General features: G+C 46.8%; 17 protein-coding genes. 9 read left to right on the top strand and 8 right to left on the bottom strand.

Annotation, left to right across the window (positions count from 1 at the left end; all coding sequences use genetic code 11):
* Positions 1-35 precede the first annotated feature (35 nt).
* From TSUB_RS23665 to TSUB_RS23695, 7 genes are all read left to right on the top strand, one after another.
* Positions 36-935: an ABC transporter permease gene (locus TSUB_RS23665; protein WP_087020733.1), complete on the top strand. Its 900-nt coding sequence runs from the start codon at positions 36-38 to the stop codon at positions 933-935.
* Complete coding sequence (locus TSUB_RS23670; RefSeq protein WP_087020736.1) at positions 928-2,136, top strand: quaternary amine ABC transporter ATP-binding protein; 1,209 nt, start codon at positions 928-930, stop codon at positions 2,134-2,136. Before TSUB_RS23665 ends, TSUB_RS23670 begins: the two co-directional genes overlap by 8 nt.
* A 300-nt stretch (positions 2,137-2,436) precedes the next feature.
* A complete protein-coding gene (locus TSUB_RS23675) occupies positions 2,437-3,489 on the top strand; it encodes a sensor histidine kinase (RefSeq protein ID WP_087020739.1) in 1,053 nt (350 codons plus the stop codon).
* Entirely contained in the window at positions 3,474-4,193 is a 720-nt protein-coding gene (locus tag TSUB_RS23680; protein ID WP_087020742.1) for a LytR/AlgR family response regulator transcription factor, read from the top strand. Before TSUB_RS23675 ends, TSUB_RS23680 begins: the two co-directional genes overlap by 16 nt.
* Positions 4,194-4,458: 265 nt before the next feature.
* The gene (locus TSUB_RS23685) at positions 4,459-4,611 is read left to right on the top strand and encodes a hypothetical protein (RefSeq protein WP_202819751.1); all 153 of its coding nucleotides are present in this window, start codon (positions 4,459-4,461) and stop codon (positions 4,609-4,611) included.
* Entirely contained in the window at positions 4,608-6,122 is a 1,515-nt protein-coding gene (locus tag TSUB_RS23690; RefSeq protein WP_087020748.1) for a CHAD domain-containing protein, read from the top strand. Before TSUB_RS23685 ends, TSUB_RS23690 begins: the two co-directional genes overlap by 4 nt.
* Positions 6,119-6,859 carry a ParA family protein gene (locus TSUB_RS23695; protein WP_087020751.1) on the top strand — a complete coding sequence of 247 codons (741 nt, stop codon included), beginning with the start codon at positions 6,119-6,121 and terminating at the stop codon, positions 6,857-6,859. The genes TSUB_RS23690 and TSUB_RS23695 overlap by 4 nt, the downstream gene beginning before the upstream one ends.
* Positions 6,860-6,882: 23 nt before the next feature.
* Here the strand turns inward: TSUB_RS23695 and TSUB_RS23700 are convergent, their stop codons facing one another.
* Together TSUB_RS23700 and TSUB_RS23705 are read right to left on the bottom strand one after the other, a co-directional pair.
* A complete protein-coding gene (locus TSUB_RS23700) occupies positions 6,883-7,950 on the bottom strand; it encodes a class I SAM-dependent methyltransferase (protein WP_087020754.1) in 1,068 nt (355 codons plus the stop codon).
* A gap of 188 nt (positions 7,951-8,138) precedes the next feature.
* Positions 8,139-9,119 carry a helix-turn-helix domain-containing protein gene (locus TSUB_RS23705; RefSeq protein ID WP_087020757.1) on the bottom strand — a complete coding sequence of 327 codons (981 nt, stop codon included), beginning with the start codon at positions 9,117-9,119 and terminating at the stop codon, positions 8,139-8,141.
* 175 nt (positions 9,120-9,294) lie between these two features.
* On the opposite strand from TSUB_RS23705, the gene trhO reads away from it, so the two are divergent.
* Positions 9,295-10,278: an oxygen-dependent tRNA uridine(34) hydroxylase TrhO gene (gene trhO / locus TSUB_RS23710; protein WP_087020760.1), complete on the top strand. Its 984-nt coding sequence runs from the start codon at positions 9,295-9,297 to the stop codon at positions 10,276-10,278.
* A gap of 90 nt (positions 10,279-10,368) precedes the next feature.
* On the opposite strand, the gene TSUB_RS23715 is transcribed toward trhO, so the two are convergent.
* The 3 genes from TSUB_RS23715 to TSUB_RS23725 form a co-directional block, all read right to left on the bottom strand.
* The gene (locus TSUB_RS23715) at positions 10,369-12,114 is read right to left on the bottom strand and encodes a GGDEF domain-containing protein (protein ID WP_087020763.1); all 1,746 of its coding nucleotides are present in this window, start codon (positions 12,112-12,114) and stop codon (positions 10,369-10,371) included.
* On the bottom strand, positions 12,111-13,544 hold the full coding sequence (locus TSUB_RS23720; protein WP_087020766.1) for an ABC transporter substrate-binding protein: 1,434 nt from the start codon (positions 13,542-13,544) through the stop codon (positions 12,111-12,113). The genes TSUB_RS23715 and TSUB_RS23720 overlap by 4 nt, the downstream gene beginning before the upstream one ends.
* Before the next feature lie 412 nt (positions 13,545-13,956).
* Entirely contained in the window at positions 13,957-15,003 is a 1,047-nt protein-coding gene (locus TSUB_RS23725) for a porin (protein WP_159064903.1), read from the bottom strand.
* A gap of 622 nt (positions 15,004-15,625) precedes the next feature.
* Between TSUB_RS23725 and TSUB_RS23730 the strand changes: the two genes are divergently transcribed.
* Positions 15,626-15,976, top strand: coding sequence for a MerR family transcriptional regulator (locus tag TSUB_RS23730; protein WP_087024752.1), 351 nt, complete (start codon positions 15,626-15,628; stop codon positions 15,974-15,976).
* Between the two features lie 27 nt (positions 15,977-16,003).
* On the opposite strand, the gene TSUB_RS23735 is transcribed toward TSUB_RS23730, so the two are convergent.
* The 3 genes from TSUB_RS23735 to TSUB_RS23745 form a co-directional block, all read right to left on the bottom strand.
* Positions 16,004-16,954: an aldo/keto reductase gene (locus TSUB_RS23735; RefSeq protein WP_087024754.1), complete on the bottom strand. Its 951-nt coding sequence runs from the start codon at positions 16,952-16,954 to the stop codon at positions 16,004-16,006.
* Positions 16,955-17,103: 149 nt separating this feature from the next.
* The gene (locus TSUB_RS23740; protein ID WP_087024756.1) at positions 17,104-17,481 is read right to left on the bottom strand and encodes a hypothetical protein; all 378 of its coding nucleotides are present in this window, start codon (positions 17,479-17,481) and stop codon (positions 17,104-17,106) included.
* 205 nt (positions 17,482-17,686) lie between these two features.
* Entirely contained in the window at positions 17,687-17,998 is a 312-nt protein-coding gene (locus TSUB_RS23745; RefSeq protein WP_087024758.1) for a hypothetical protein, read from the bottom strand.
* Positions 17,999-18,009: the final 11 nt, after the last annotated feature.

Below are 18,009 nucleotides of genomic sequence, written 5' to 3' on the forward strand. Positions count from 1 at the left end.
CGTTAGGTTGTCCAGCACGCGACTAAGGAAAAAAGATGTCTGATTCAAATTGGTTACAAGAATTCCCAGAGATGTCCCGTAAGGATCTGATTGGAATTCGTAAGTCCCTCGATGGCGCGTATCGAGAGTTTTCACGTGAATACGGTGAAACCATCGAAGCCTTCTTCGACCCACTACTCTCTTTTCTCGTCTGGTTTGAAAAACTGCTGATCGGCACACCATGGTGGATTGTCCTCGCCATTTGCACTGCACTGATCTACATCGCGAGTCGTTCTTGGAAGATGGCCGCCTCCTGTGTTGTCGCTCTGTTGTTGATTGGTTACTTTGGCATGTGGGAAGACACCATGCGAACCTTGAGCATTATTACCGTCTGTACCATGCTCGCTATCGTCATCGGCATTCCCATCGGCATCTTAATGGCGCGCTCTGATCGTGCCCAAGCTATCGTCACGCCGATGTTAGATATCATGCAAACCATGCCCGCCTTTGTTTACCTCATACCGGTTGTCATGCTTCTCGGTATCGGCAAGATCCCGGGCTTAATCGCGGTTGTCATTTATGCCATCCCACCCGTTATCCGACTGACAAACTTAGGCATACGGCTCGTCGATAAAGAAGTCCTTGAAGCAGCAACAGCGTTTGGCGCAAATCCAAAGCAGCGATTGCTCGGTGTACAATTGCCTTTAGCGATGCCCACCATCATGGCCGGTATCAACCAAACCATTATGATGGCCCTCTCAATGGTCGTCATTGCTTCCATGATTGGCGTAAAAGGCCTTGGGCAACCTGTCCTGAAATCGATCACTAATCAATACTTTACGCTCGGTCTTCTCAACGGACTCGCTATTGTCGCGCTCGCCATCATGTTTGACCGCGCTTCACAAGCTTATGCCAAGCGTACTCAAGCACACTTGGGAGATCTAAAGCATGACTAAGCCGCTTATCGAAATCAGCGGGCTCTACAAAGTGTTTGGTCCGCAGCCGCAACAGGTTATGTCTCGTGTTAAACAAGGCGAAAGCAAGAATACTATTTTGACAGAAACGGGACATACTGTGGGCTTGAGTGATATCAATCTCAGTATCAACCGCGGCGAAATCTTTGTCATTATGGGGTTATCAGGATCGGGGAAATCCACCATGATCCGCCACTTCAATCGCTTGATTGATCCGACAGAAGGCAAGATTTTGGTGGAAGGCACCGATGTGATGCAGCTGTCTAACAAAGCGCTCATCGAATTTCGTCGCCATAAGATGTCGATGGTCTTTCAACGATTTGGTCTCTTACCTCATCGTAAAGTACTCGACAACATTGCTTACGGCCTAGAGATTCAGGGTATCGACAAACAAGCACGCCACAAGAAAGCGTTACAGTGGATGGAGACTGTCGGCCTCGCAGGCTACGAAGATCAATATCCAGCCCAACTTTCTGGCGGTCAGCAACAGCGTGTGGGTCTCGCGCGTGCCCTGTGTACCGATGCCGAAATCTTGCTGATGGACGAAGCGTTTTCCGCGCTTGATCCTTTGATCCGCAGCGAGATGCAAGATCAGTTGATTGAGTTGCAAGAAACGCTTCATAAAACCATCATCTTTATTACTCACGATCTCGATGAGGCGCTGCGTCTAGGCGATCGTATTGCGATTTTGAAAGACGGCGTCTTAGTTCAACAAGGCACCCCCGATGAGATCCTTCTTCATCCTGCGGATGACTACGTTGAAGCCTTTGTTAAAGATGTGAATCGCGCTCGCGCGCTGACGGTAGAAACCGTTATGAAACCGCCTGCTTGTCGCATCACAGCCCAGTCGCTGGATGAAGCAATCAGCCAAATGAAGAAACAGAACACCGATTATGCTTATCACGTCACGCAAGAGGGCTTTCAAGGCGTTGTCACCCAAGCAGGGCTTCAGCAAGCATCTGAAAATGATGATATTGATAGCTTTAGCGAAGACGTTTATGAAGAGGTCCCCGTTGTGTCACCAGACGCCGCGATTGAAACCGTCCTCACCGAATCTATCGCTAGCGAGTATTCATTACCCGTTGTCGATGATGATGGCAATCTAAAAGGCGAGTTGAACCGTGATTCGGTCGCCGAAATCTTCGCGGAATACAACGAAGAACCGACGGAAAAAGCCTCCTAATCTCCTCTCACCACAGCCCGCATTTGCGGGCTGTTCTCTTTCTGGCTTATCAAACCCAACCACTCACATCGAAAAAATACCACTCCTATAAAATCGGATCCTCTCTCCCGTTGCTGACGATATCGTTACTTCAACCCAACTGGAGGTAACCATGAAAAGCACACAGCAACCCGCTTGTTTCGCTGACATCAGACTACTCGCATCACAACAATAATTGACAGCATCAATCTCGACAACAGTCCCTATCACCAACTTGATATACTCTCTGCCGTCTCCTCGGCCGAGAGGAGGAGAAAAACAATGGATAAAAAACACGTGAAATTTTGGCTTCTTCAAACCCTTATCTGGGGAGGGTTCGGTTTATTTAACTTTTTAATCCGCACCTCAATTTTGGGCTTTAGCATGATGGAGGTATGGAACGGCCTCGCGTTAAGTCTCGCCCTACTCGGCGGAAGTGGCTTTATTCACCGCAGGCTAAAGTCAAATGGCGTGGTGACACTCACCTCCAGTGTTAAAAAAGCGGTGCTATCGAGTTTCTTTGCAGCGGGCATCGGCTTGCTGGTACTGGGCACTGTGCTCATCCCTGTCTTACTCGCCACGCAAGTCACTGTAAGCCAAACGGTGCTGCTGCAAATCGTCGCCGCCTTTCCCAATCTTTGGCTGTTCTTGTTCATCTGGACAAGCGTTTACTTGCTGATCCTTCGCCAAAAAGCCCTCAAAGCAGCAGCGGATAAAGAAAATGAACTTCAGACACGACTGTCACAGGCCAAGATGGACTTGCTGCTCAGTCAGCTTAATCCGCACTTTATCTTTAACGCCATCAACAACATTCGTGCGCTCATACTCGAAGATCAACAAAAAGCGAGAGAGAGTCTGACCCAACTTTCCGAAGTGCTAAGATCATTGTTAGTCACTGAGCAAACAACGCTTTGGCCTTTATGTGAAGAACTTGACCTATCAGAGGATTTCATCGCCCTAAATCAGCTACAGTATGAAGGCCGATTAAAAGTGGAGTGGCAAGTCGATACACAACATCATGCGACACCTGTACCTTGTATGTTGCTGCAACTTTTACTGGAAAATGCCATTAAGCATGGCATCAATACGACCCCAAAAGGCGGGAAAATAGTCGTCAGCATTAAAGACAATCAAGGTCTGCAGATTCAAGTCTCTAACCCCGGACATCTGCCCGAGCAGTGCGCTCAAATAGAAACACGTGGGATTGGTATTAAGAATTTAACCGCAAGGCTCGCACTGATATACGGTGAGCGAGCCACACTCTCGCTTTCTGAATCCAATGACCGAGTGACCGCCACCGTGCGCATTCAGGGGATCGCATGTACCGAGCAATGATTGTAGAAGACTCTAGATTGGCGCGCGTTGAGCTCGCCAACCTACTCAACGACGTCGCTAACATTGAACTGATTGCGGAAGCAGATAGCCTAAACAGCGCAAGGCGCATATTGTCGCAACAAAGTATCGACCTTGTTTTCCTCGATATTGATTTACCCGATGGCAACGGATTCGAGTTACTCGAATCCTTGCTACCTGCTCCGCAAGTTATCTTTACAACAGCCTTCAGTGAGTTTGCGGTCCGTGCTTTCGAACAGCATGCTGTTGATTATCTCTTGAAGCCCATTGCCCCAAAACGGCTGAAAAAAGCCTGCCAGCGATTGCGTCCTATTCACCAGCATCAAGATACCGATGCGTCGTTGCCGCCACTCGCACTCGACGAACGGTTTTTTCTTAAAGATGGACAACAAAGCTGGCTGGTTGCGCTCGCCGATGTTGAGCGATTTGAAGCAATGGGAAATTATACCCGCGTGCACTTTTCAGGGAACAAACCCCTGATATACCGTACCTTAGCCCAAATTGAATCACGCCTTCCAAGCAAAGCCTTTTTCCGCGCGAGTCGCAGTGATATTGTCCAAGTTAACCAGATAACCCAGACAACCCACTGTAGTAGTGGCAACTTGGTACTTGAGTTGGTCTCAGGTGCAAAGATTGAAGTCTCTCGACGTCGACTAGCTCAGTTCAGGCAACTGTTCGCCCTGTGATGACATCCCGCCCATACAAAGGCACGCCAACTTTAATCAGGTGCCTTCTTGCCTAAAAAGGCGAACATCTTCGCATTTTTCAAACCCGAAAATGTATTATCAATGTATATACATTAAGATTTATTGTGTGACGTCATGACAGCATGATGTCTCGCAGAGTGTGTCATTCGTCGGCAACTCAGTGTTCAAGACTGTTGTTCTGGCATACGTGATGTCGCGAAAAAACAGCGCAGCTTGAACTTTCACAGGCATAGGTAATATGGGCATGGGCAATAAAAAAAACACTTCATTGCGACTGGATGAACCGACGCTCAAAGCGCTAAAAATCTGTGCGATTGAAGAAGACACGAGTGTTCAAGCAATTGTTGAGAAGTTGATTGCAGAGTACCTCCAACAACGTAAAAAGAAGGTGAAATGAGTACTGAAAACTGGCTCAAAGGCCACCCCATCTCCATCAAACGCTTGTCGAAAACATTCAATTCACAGTGTCCGGCGGCCAGACTCAGATTAGAATCTGAAACCCGATATGAAGGCCCTGTCTCCCTCATCGATAATCCAAACCTCGACTTAAGCCAACAGCAACAGTGCCTCTTCTATGAGCACGACGGCACCACCATTCAGTTTGGCTCTGATGTCGTCGATGTCAACGCTGCCACACTGTACTTCCCTGCGCATCTGGAGACACTGACAGCCGCATTGAGTGCGACAAAATACCTCACATCATTCGATCCTCTGCGAACATTTCTCTGTCTATCCTCTGCCGATATTCGCCTCGATCACATCTCTCTCCTCGATGAGCTTGATAAAACCCATGCTAGCGCCTGGTTGCTTACCTTAAGCAGTAAACAGTTAGGCGAATGGCAAGGGCTCGCTTTAAGAGAGCTGCGGGGATTTGATAGCGCGTTTGGGCAACTTTCGCATCTATTCAGTGCGTTTAAGTTTCGGAAAAACAACTGGGTAAAAACCCTTAGTCGTGACCCGTTTATCGCCAAGGTGCCAACGAATCATTACGATAATTTGGACAGCTATGGGCAAGTGAATGCGTGGCTGAACGATTTCGTTGCTTGCGCGCAAAGCAACATCGCAGGCGTGGTGGCAGATATCGACAGTGAATTCCTCCACCAATACCGTGTCAATCTGCGCAAATCGCGTTCCATCGTCAGTCTCCTAAAAGGGGTCTATGACAAGCCTACAACCAAGCAGCTCAAGGGGGAATTGGCTGAGTTGATGGCTTTATCGGGTCACCTTCGCGACCTTGATGTTTACTTGTTGGCAGAGCAAACATACCGCAAGGCGCTGCCTTCGTCCCTTCAATCTGGCGCGGATACCCTGTTCAACGAGTTGCGTTTGCAGCGCGAAGCGGCCTTCCTCACTGTCAGTAAAGCGCTGCAAAAAAAGTCGACCCAACGTCAGTTTTCGCAACTTACAAAGGCGTTGACGCAAGCCAAAATGAAAAAAGGCCCACTGGCTAAACAAGCCATGGTAAGCACAGGCGCCACGCACCTTCTTTCTCATATCGCACTTACCACCGATTTTGCACGACAGATTACCCCAACCACACCCGATGAACGCGTGCACGAGTTACGCATTGCCTGTAAGAAACTGCGGTACCTAGCCGAACTGATTGTGCCCTTAATGGCCGATGATTCACTGCAACCTTTCACTCGATTGTTGAAAAAAATGACGCAGATTTTAGGTGACTTTAACGATCAGTGCGTACAAATCACATTTCTTACTCAACTATCTTCTGCGCCCAATGTCCCCGTACCTATGGCGCAAACAATAGGTGCCCTGATCTTTTTATCTGAACAAGGCCAAGCTCGCGCGCGTCGCGACGCAGAGCAACATATTGAATCACTGATTGAGACTCTGACAGACGATGCCTTGCATCGCACGTTAAACACATTTGCCACAAGGAGAGAAAAATGAAAATCATCGCCTGCTATAGCAATAAAGGTGGCGTCGGAAAAACCGCAAGTTCGGTGAACATTGCTCATTTGATGGCAAAGTCCGGCTATCGCGTATTACTGTGCGACCTTGATCCGCAAGGTGCTTCTTCCTTTTACTTCCGACTCAAGCCATCAAAAAAACTCACTGAGAACCGCTTTTTTACTGACCAAGACAAGATGTTAAAGTCCATCAAAGGCAGTGACTATGAGAACCTCGATGTTTTACCCGCGAACATGGACTTTCGAGATTTTGATATCTTCCTCGCCAACATGAAAAAGGCCCATTCCCAGCTAAAACGTACCCTGAAAGCAGCCAAAAGTGACTACGATATCGTCTTACTCGATTGCCCTCCGACTATCTCTGTGTTGTCAGAAGCCGTCTTCAAATGCGCCGACAAGATTATTGTTCCCGTCATTCCTAGTACGCTGTCGGAGCGCACACTGGAGCAGCTCAATGCTTTCTTTGATGAGCGCGGCTTTCAAGCTAGTGCACTACTGCCGTTCTACAGCATGGTGCAGAAAGCGAAAAAACTGCATAACGAAACCATGACGCGACTCAGTGACGTTTACCCCAATATGCTAAAGTCGCGTATCCCCTTCTCATCAGACATTGAAAAGATGGGCATCAACCGTGCGCCCGTCACCGACTTTGGGCGTTCTACCTCATCAGCGATGTACTACCAGCAACTCTGGAAAGAGATAGAGTCTTCACTGTAAGCGACCTATCACCCGCGCTGTCGCTAGGCGCGGGGCTTTTTCGCACAGATCCACTGCATTGGCCCAAACGGATAATCAATCTCCTCTACGGTGACTTGCTCGAAACCAGCAGCGGCTAGAGCAGCTTCAATCTCACCCTTAGCAAATGACATCGCACCATTTTGTAACTCTAAACCCAGCCTTCCGACAACGTGTGCCTCAGGCTGCGTGCCTTCCCCGGTTAACCCTTCATGAAAACTCACAAGCACGCTATCAGGCTTCATAGCTTGGTGTAACCGCTGTAGCAACTGAGGCAAGTCGCTGGCGAAATAGAGCGACATCGAAGCGAATATCAAGTCATAGTGCAATGCAGGCCAAACCGCATCATTCATATCCCCCGCCTGCAGGTGAATACGTGCTTGCAACGCAGCTGGGTAAGTCTCGCGTTGATGCGCTTGCGCTTGTGAGCAGGGAGGTAGATCAAACAGCGTGACTGACAAGGAAGGGAACGCGGCAACCAGTTCAGCAGCAAGGTCGCATGCACCTGCGCCAAGATCGAGCATCTCTATCTTGTGTTCATCGGACTCTGTGGTGTCATCACTCATGCCCGCTGCAGACTCGAGAACAGGCAACGCACGCAGATATGGCATGATCGTAGGGTTACGCACGCTACGGTGGAAATCACTTAAGCTATCAAGCGCACGTAGCCAGAATTCACTTTCTCGCATGTTCTTCATTTGAGTCAGTTGCGGTGCCCCCTTACCAGATGAGGCAAGCAAATACTGTAATCGTTGACTGTCGATGGCCTTTGTCTTGGCAAGATGCAACAGCGTCTTTCCAAGATACTGTCGATCTGTACTCACCAAATAGGCTTGATAGAATGTTGGCAAACGATACACATCTTGCTGTTTTTGCAGTATTCCCATCGAGACCAGCGCATTAAGCACCATCGTTAGGCGCTGCTCATCCATGTTCAAGGTCGCACTCAGTGCCTTGACTGCGACTGGCGCTTGTAGATGGTCAAACAGCTTTACTGTTAAGCCAAACTCAATCAATTGCCACCGCGTAGGGGCAATCAACAAATCACAAAGATATTTCGCGCGGCTATCCATGCTATCTCTCCCTCTTATTTGAAAGACAACAATAAATAACCCAGCAGAGATTCACTATCAGACGCAGAACAAAAGAGTAGCATCTGGCGAACAAGGCACGCGGCTATACCGTCAATGCCTTCAATACTTTCGCCCTGCACTCCATGCGCTAGCTCACAGCGATACGCAACATCTTGATGGCTGGGAAGCTATTGATGAATACGGCCCTGACAACACGGGCAAAGAGGCTTGCGCTTGCCGCGGCGAAACTCGATCGGTGTGACCCCAAAATGGTGACGAAAACCTTGAGACAAGTGACTTGCACTGCTAAAGCCACATTGATAAGCAATGTCTGACACCGTTGAACCGGGTTGCGTCAACATGCGAGAGGCCAGTTCAATACGGTATTGACGCAACCAATCAAACACCGTTTTTCCAAACACTTGCTTGAACTCTCTGTTTAACTTGGTATGACTCATGCCAACAGACCTCGCTAGCTCGCCCAATGTCGGTGGGTTGGTCAAGTTTTCGATTAATGTGGCGCGTACTTGATCCAAGGGATCACTTTTTTTAAACAAGGACTCTGCGACATTCGGACTTTCCAATAAAGGAAACAGCCAACGTGCTACTAAGTCTAAGGCTTTACTTTCCGCCTGAATTCGATCGATTGGCGTGATAAGTGGATTGTTGATCAAGGGCTCAATCCATTTCATGTTGTCTTGCTGATTGGCCACTTTATGAATGGGATGAGCAAAAACGGCCGAGAATGCCTCTAGATCTTGCTGAAACGCTTGCCGCAGCCGAGTCGTAGACACTTTTAGCACTGCCATTCGGTTATCTGTAGAGGATGGCGAAAAACGATGTAACGGACGATCAACGTTAATGAGCCATATGTCCCCAGGGCGGACAAAATAGGCAACATTGTCTCGGTTAAAGCCAAAGTAGTTCTTGCCACTTAGCCCAAACACGAGCAAGGTCGTCTTGGTTGGGTATTCAATCGTCGAGTAATAAGGATGCGTAAACGCGCATTCACTGATCGTAAACTGCAGGCTATCATCCAGTTTGAAGCACCGAAATTGCGTACGCCCCTCTAGCACGTCTAAATCTACATCGTACCACGTCGCATTTTGAGGCTGAGATTGACGGTGCAACACCTCGTCAATCACATACGGTGAAGCAGAAGAAAGCAAAATGGGCACTCCATGATATTGATAACCATTCTCATCTTATTGGAGGCGGTGAAATTTCTCAATACTAATCACGTGTAATGTAAATTAGCCCTATTAGTTCTGTGTATTTGTTGTCCTCATCCTTGGGTATACTGCGCGCCAAAATGAGCAACAGACAGTCAGCAGGAAAGTCACAATGGCAAAAATAGTAGTTTGCGCCCTTTATAAGTTCGTCGCGTTAGACGATTACCAAGCAATGCGCGAGCCGTTAAAAGCGCTTATGGAAGCACACAGTATTCGCGGTACCCTTTTACTCGCCAGTGAAGGGATTAACGGTACTGTTGCCGCCACGCGTGAAGGCATTGATACCCTGCTGGCTTGGCTGAAAGCCGACCCAAGATTGGCAGACACCGTTTATAAAGAGTCCTATAACGACGAACAGCCTTTTAATCGTACCAAGGTCAAACTGAAAAAAGAGATCGTCACACTCGGCGTCGAAGGGATTGACCCTCGTCATGTCGTGGGCACCTACGTTAAACCACAAGATTGGAATGATCTTATCGCTGATCCTGATGTGCTTGTCGTCGATACGCGTAACGATTACGAAATTGAAATCGGTACATTCAAACATGCGGTTAACCCTAATACCGAGACTTTCCGAGAGTTCCCTGAGTATGTGAAGGAAAACCTCGACAAAGATAAGCACAAGAAAGTCGCCATGTTCTGTACCGGTGGAATTCGTTGTGAAAAATCGACCGCGTATATGAAAGAGCAAGGCTTTGAAGAGGTTTATCACCTTGAAGGCGGCATTTTGAAATACCTTGAAGAAGTCCCTCAAGAAGAGAGCCTTTGGGAAGGTGATTGCTATGTCTTTGACGGCCGCGTCGCCGTCAACCACCAGCTCGAAGAGTCCGGGTATAGCTTATGTAATGCCTGCCGTTTGCCGATCACCGAAGAAGATAAGCAATCGTCACAGTTTGAACAAGGGGTAAGCTGCCCTAAATGTTATGACAAACATACTGAGGAGCAAAAAGCCCGTTTTCGAGAGCGTGAGCAGCAAGTACAGCTCGCCAATGACCGTGGTGAAAACCATGTAGGCGGAGACGCACAAAAAGTGATGGCTCAACGACGCGCCGATAAACTTGCCCGTAAAGCAGCACAGCGCGCTGCGAAGAAATAACAATTCGGCTCAAACTCACCGCCCAATCTTTTGCCCAAACCATTGTCTTGTGATGATGGATTGGGCAACCTCACGTCGCACTCGCAACGATCAATTGACCACTATACAGTTGCGCACTTCTTTCGCACGATACAAGGCGGCATCGGCAAGCGAGTAAACTTGCTCGGTGGTCATATTGTTCTCGCCTCCAACGACTTTAATGCCGATGGACAAGGTAAGATAGTCAGATATCGCTGACCCTTTGTGAATGCGGTACAGGGATTGGACAGACGTTTGAATATTGTCCGCGATAATACGTGCTTCTTTGACATCGACGTTCGGTAAAATCACCGCAAACTCTTCCCCACCAATACGTGCCAGAAAATTGTTACTGTGTTGGCAATGTGCCTTCAAAATATTGGCAATATCGACAATGGCCCCATCGCCAACGGGGTGGCCATAAATGTCGTTGTACTGTTTGAAATAATCGATATCCAAAATCAGTAATGCCAATGGCTGAAAACTGGACTGGCACCGCGCTATCTCGCTACTTAAGGTACTTTCAAAGAGTCGACGATTAAACAGCTGTGTCAATGGGTCTGTCGTTGCCATCGTCTGCACTTGCTCTACATAGCCTTGCAAGAGCACCAAAGCTTCTTCCATATCACCGAGTTCGTCTTTGTACTCGCGCACCACGTCCATCGAGGTGTTGCCATAGGAGAGCTCGATCATGTTAGTCCGTATCTTAGTCACACGATCAATGACTTGCCTATGAATGAACAACCAACCAATGGCGGCACTAAACACCACGCCAACAACGGCAATCAACCACAGTATCGCTTGCTTGTTCTTGAGATTGCGTTCTGCTGAATCCGCTTCTTCGCTGAGCAAACTCTGCAAATAAACGCGAATTTTTTCTGAACTCAATAGCAGCTCATCGGCGGTATCCACTTGCTGAGCGATTAAGGAATCAATCACTTTTTCCGTCCGAATGTAGTTGAGCTGCGTATTGAAAACAGAAATTGTCCCTTTGTAGAGATGCTGTGCTTGATCGAGCCACATAAACGCGACATTGCCTAACTGACTATCGTCAGCCAACGCAGCATATTGCTCAATACTGTTGGCTAATTGATGCACCTTGCGCTTAATTTTATTGAGTTCACGACTATCTTCGAGGGCGTTCGCTTCAACCAGTAATTCGGCCATCAATAGCGCCCGTTTGTAGATGTTGAAAAAGTTGCGGACCTCGTTTAATGCGCGCGTTGCATCAGCATGGTGATGGCCATGATGCTCGGCATGACTGTGGTTTTCACCACCCAGTGACGCAGCAAGTTGTTCACTTAAGACACCCATTTTAGGTAGCAATTGCTCTTCTGTATTTCTCAGTAATGCAAGCACTTGTGGTGTCATCAACTGCTTATGATTGTTAACTTGATTACGTGTCACAAAAAGCTGGGCAAGATGATCAGTATGTACAATGTATTGGCGGATCCTCAAATTGCGCTGTTCAAGTTCATTGCGTTGAATATCGAGAAGTTCCGATTGCAATATCTGGCTATTAATCTGCTCTATCTGCTGCCAATGGGCTTTAACCCGTTCAATGTAGATCATAGTATCGCCATCATCTTGCTTTGACTTCAACGCAAAAAGCTCTGACTTCAAGTTCGCACTCGATGACTGCAAATTACTGATGGCTTGCATTAACGGCACAAACTGGTCGGCAGCACGCTGGTAGGCATCACTGAGTTGCTTGGCGGTATAGTTGGCGACGAGTACAGTGAGCAGAGTTAATACTGCGATGGCAGATAACGCAAAATAGAGTTGTTTTTTAATCGAACGGTAGCTTGCCTGTCTCACTCTGCTAACATCGCCTCTTCGCCATACAAGTTCTGAAGTGTGGTGATCTGCACGCTCAGTGAGTGCAAGGTTGCTTCTATATCTTCTCCTGATGCAATTCGATAGGCGGCACGCACGAGCATGGGGTAAATCGTCCCCATCGCCGTGCTCGTAAAGTGCCCATAGAGATGAATATCACGCTGCCAGTTGGTATCGGATTGATAACTCGAAATCAATGCCTGTCGTTGTGCTGCTCCTTTTGGCAGCGAGTCAATCAAGTACCTCACCACATCAAGTCGACAAGGGTTACCGCCCGCCTTCGCGTATGCCAGTTGGCTTTCAAAGCTACTTACATACTTTAGCAACCAATACGCCGCTTCCGGGTTCTTACTATCGTAACTCACCGCGAACGCATAAGCCCCATGGTAAGGTCGCCCACCAGCAACGGTAGTAATGCCAAGTTTGCCGCCTTTTACTGCTTTATTCACCTCTCCGGTGATCGCCCAAAGATTGTTATAAAGAAAGGGCGCCATTGCCGTATCACCATTCCTCAATGCATCCGCGGCTTCCAAAAAAGCAAAACTCTCGTCGGCGGGGACGGCAAACGCAGTCAAATCTCGGTAGTATTGGGCTGCGTGCAGCGCCGCAGCAGTGTTTGTCCTCAGGTGAAATCCAATCAACTCTTGGCCACGGAACTCTGGCACAAACCATTTTCCATCCATCCCCCAAAGAATGGACGACAGCTCATCATTGACATGGGGGCGATTGCCTGACATCAATGCCACGCCATAAAAGGGCTTTTCTAGTCGTTTGCCTGCAAGGGCTTTACCAGCATCGCGTGTAAAGAACTCAGCCACATCTTTCAGTTGCATCAAAGACATCGGCGGCTGCAATGGATATCCAAACTTGGCGAGAAAGTCTTCCTGTTCGCCCTCATGTTCAAACAGATCTTGACGGAAGTGGTTCCCCATCACATAAGAGTTGTAGGGCAAGCTATGCAGCTCCCCCCGATAGGAAAGGATTTTCAATAAAGCAGGATAGTAGTTCTCGGTGAGCTGACTCAAGGACGCACTGTACTGAGGATCATACTCGTCAATAAGCGCTTTTACTGGAATGGTATAGCCGTTTGCCGCCCACTCTTTTGCCCAACCTGCTTCGATTGTCACAACATCATACTTCCCCATCCCATTTAACATGGAATCCGTTTGAAGCTGGTACATGTCGGATAAGGACGCAGTGTGCACCGTGACTTCAACACCGGTCGCTTTGGTAAAGTCACGCACAATGTGCTCATTGAGGTAATCAGTCCAGAAGCCTTCTTCGGCGACGAGCGTTATCGGCGTCTTATTGTCTATTGTTGGCAACTCAATAGGTGCAGGCGGCTCCACAAGAGTGGTAGCATGTGCTGAGACAACCAAAGACGCAATCAGTACTCCTACTACTCTGTACATACCCCTTCCCCCTGGCGCCAAAATGCACAACATTTCACCACTATTGATAACCCTATTCTATGCAAAATTCATTCGCAATGCGCATTTTCCAACCACTAATCTCGCACTAGCAAGAGAGTACGCAACTTAATGCTGCGTAAAATACGCGACATCGAATATCAATATCAATTCAATATCAACAAGTTAAGTACAGCGTCTCGATCAAGACACCCTATTATCAAGTTTAATACAGCGCTGACATGCATATTCTAATTTAGCATTAGTGTTAAATTAATCAATAAAGAGAGGTGGTTACATCACATACAAGGAAAGTGTGAGGATGATTAGATTTTGTCCCCATAAAAAAAGAGGCCAGCAATGCTGACCTCAAAAGATTATACGATGGCAGTGAATAATCTAAGGTAACTAAGGCTTACCAATAAACGCGGAAGCCAACACCAAACTTGGTCTCTGCATCTTCATCGCTTCTCACGTAATCATTGCGGCTCGCTTTATTTGCCGTGATAGATGAACCATCTACACGCGCGACTTCAGCGTATATACGCGAAAATTTATTAAAGTGATAGTCTGTTCCAACGTAAAGCGTAGAACCACTCACTTTTGCATTCTGAGTAGTGTTAGACCCTTCATAACGCGCCTTTTCATAACCCAGATAGGCAGTAGCGTTGTCCGCCCATTTATATTGAGTAGACACTTGATAACCAGTAACATCAACGTCAACCTGTTCAACATTTACACTTTGCGCAGAAAGGCCACCCAAAAGCGTAAAATCACCGAATCCAACAGTAGCAAGCAATGTACCGTAGGTTGCCTTACCTGAGTAAGTCGCTACGATTTTGTCTGCCGCATCTCTCTCGACTACTGCATTCGCATCTTTAGCAGTACCTACAGTGGCACCAAGCGTAAATGAGCCAAAGTCACCGTTCACGTACGCTTCTGCAATTTCTTGTTGGTCATCATCACCGCTATTCGCAGAAAAACCATATGAAGCAGCATAGGTAAACGTATCGTTTCCTCCTTCATATTTTACCAATGAGTCGTGACGTGCACCTGTTGTTAGGGTCGAGGTGTTTCCTGTACCGCCATAGAAATATGATACGTCTGCGCTTCCGAAGTCATCGGCAACCGTCCATTGACGACCGAACTTTAACGAACCAAAATCACCCGCGATGCCAGTATAGTGAAGACGGTTTTGCAACTCTCCACCATTACCACTCAAACCAAACTCGACGTACGCTAATACATCAAGCGTTTCTGTCATGTTGTAGTTAGCGCCAATCGATACGCGCGATGAACCAGCATTTAGCTTTACGTCGTCTTTGCCTTCTTTCATTAACTGAGTACGAAGATGGCCACCAACTTCAACAGAACCAAGCTCGCCACTATAAACTTCTGCAGCAGAAACACCACCAGAAACCAATGCGGCAGACATTGCCACTGCCAATACTGTTTTATTCATTTGTTTTCCCTTTTCTTGAAACTTATTTGAATCAATTCCATGTGTGGGAAAAAAGCTAACAATTAGTTTTTTGTTCGGCAATTCAGAAAGCGTTAAGGAAGAGCGTGTTATAATAAAAATACTACAATAAGAGAAACCAAAGCATTCATCACAACAATAAGGGCGAAACATTTTGATACACGAAAACTAGGCGCTTAATTTAAATAACAGCAATTTTAGCCACATTTATTCACCAAATCAGAGAAATCGATTAATTAACAAACAAATAACTAGCACAATAAAACCCTCTTTTATTAATCTCTCTACGATCTAACTTATTTCTTTTTGAATAACAATTTAATTTATAAAAGTAAAAGCTATTCATGACACCAATAAACATAGTAGTAACATTAACCACAATAAGCAATAATGTTGAAATATCATCTCAACATATTGGTGAATTAAACAAGCATTTCACTGCAAGAAAACAAGTTTGACGATATTGCGTAATAACACCGCCCTCTAAATCTCATCATTTCGAGAGTAAACTCAAAAAACAGCTATTCACATGATGCATAAATGTTGAATTTCAAGTAACTGAGTTATATAAAACACTCACCTATACTATCGACAACAAAAACCAATGAGAATTCAAGAAGCAGCAGAAAAGAGTGGGCTCTCCTGCCATACGTTACGCTACTATGAGAAACAAGGATTGATATATCCTATTGCGAGAGACAATTCGGGACACCGCGTTTATCGACAGCAAGATATCCATTGGCTGAACTTTGTGCAATGTTTAAAAAAAACAGGCATGCCACTTAAACATATTCAAGCGTATGCCCGTAAAGTTGCCACAGATCATCAAGATCATGCTTATTTATTGCAGATTCTAAATGAGCACAAAATGAAGCTCGATGCAGAAAAAGCCGCTATAGAAGAGTGCTTAGAGCACATTAATTGGAAAATTGAAAACTACACCCAATTGATTTAAAAAACGCCGACATTATCAAAACTCATTTTACTGCTGAAAATGATCAATTTTTAGCAGCTCGTCAGCGGTTAATTTAACCTCTGCTGCACCGATCAACCCCTTCAACTGCACGGGCGTTCTAGCGCCAATAATCGCGGCCGTACTGGCGGGGTTTGCCAATGTCCACGCAATACTCAATTGGGCAACCGAACACGCTTTACTTGCCGCCATTTCCTTTAAAAACTCAATAAATGCCAAGTTTCGACTGAAAGTGGGCTCTTGAAATTGATGGCTTTTATGGCGCCAATCCCTTGGGTCTAACGCAGCTAATCGCTCTTGGCTCCACCGCCCCGATAGCAAACCATTTGACATCGTAGAATGGTGAATAGTCCCTACCTTGTGGCTCAAGCACCACGGTAACACCGCCTCTTCCACCTCGCGATTGACCAGCGAATACCCCGGCTGAGTCGAGACCAGCTCGCCCATTCTATTGATACGCTCTAATTGCGCCACACTAAAGTTAGAGACACCAATATGACGTACCTTACCTTTGACTTTCAACGCCTGTAAGACTTGCCAAGCGGTTTCTATCTCATGCTCTGGGCTAGGCATATGGATTTGATATAGGTCGATACAATCAATGCCCAAGCGCTGTAAACTTGCATCGACTTCTTCTTCAATCGACGCGCGGCTGAGGTTTCCCGTAAGTTCACTTTGACCTTGCTGCCAACGAAATCCGCATTTGGTAAAAACCAGCGGTTTGACTGGCATTTGACGTAGCGCTTCGCCAACGACCTCTTCTGCATTCCCTAAACCGTAAGCTGGCGCGGTATCTATCCAGTTCATCCCATTATCAAACGCGGCATGTATCGCCTTCAATGAGTTGCGCTTGGACTGAGCTCCCCATCCCCATTCACCAATATCGCCACCGATTGCCCACGTGCCCATTCCCAGTATCGAAATATCCAGATCCGACTGACCTAAACGACGCTTTTCCATAAATTTACCGCTCTCATTCCGTAAAACATGTCGACACGCTAAAGGTTAGAGTACGCTCTAAGGGAATGAGAAAACGCGAGAAACCAGATTTTGATCACAAAAAAAGCGGCGTTAACGCCGCTTCTGTAACTTGCTCATTAAACAAAGCCTTAGAAAATCTCGTAACCCGAGCCAACCAGTAGTTCTCGCTCTTGCTTAATCAGCTCCGCACGATCAACGATTAACTCGTGTAGCGCTTGGGTCGGGATTTGAGTGAAAGTGATAAACGCCTCAAACGACGCCACTTCCGCGACACCATTCAACATCCCACTGATCACATTTCGCGCTTCACAAGGGTCATTAGTAGTTTTGAAATACTCGATGCTCTCAACCGCCTCTTTCATCTCAGAAAGCAGTTCATCAGGACAACGCTTTTGCGCTACCACGGTGTAGTTATCAAGCACGCGCTTGGCAAACAGCAATTCCTTAAGGGGAATATCGCGCCCACTGACGATCTGGGCTTCATTGAGAATAGTGCTTGAACTCATGGTCTTTCCTTAACTCGAACAATACTGGTTTTCGAGCAGTGCCAACGCCGCAACTGCTTTCGAATGTCTAGGTTTAAAAGATATCCGTTTCCAACTCGTCGTGTCAAAGGGATTTATGGGGACAGAGGAGGTCAGCTTAATAAAAGCAGCCTATCAAGTCGTTATGCTCAAGCCACCTTAACACAACAACTTTGCGTTACATCGCTTAAGTTGCGCCTCGACGTAGGACAAGCTCCACTTGTTCGGCTTCAGTAGTAAAACTCAGTTCACACTTTAACGTCTCTGAGAATACAAACGATGAAAGCAGCATCACCTTCGGGTGAAACAGTCCAAGATAGAAGCCATAACCGATGCGTAAAACCAGTTCCCGTCCTTCATGCGCTCTATCAATATAATGTTGTATTTTTTGAAATTGCGAACATTCTTTCTCAGATATCATCAATGAAACGCCCCCAAATTGATCTAAATAGGCATTCCATTTATCGAAATCAATGTTGCTGAGTTCAACACGTTTCATCTGTTTTCCTT

The organism is Thaumasiovibrio subtropicus (genome assembly GCF_019703835.1).
GTDB lineage: Bacteria > Pseudomonadota > Gammaproteobacteria > Enterobacterales > Vibrionaceae > Thaumasiovibrio > Thaumasiovibrio subtropicus.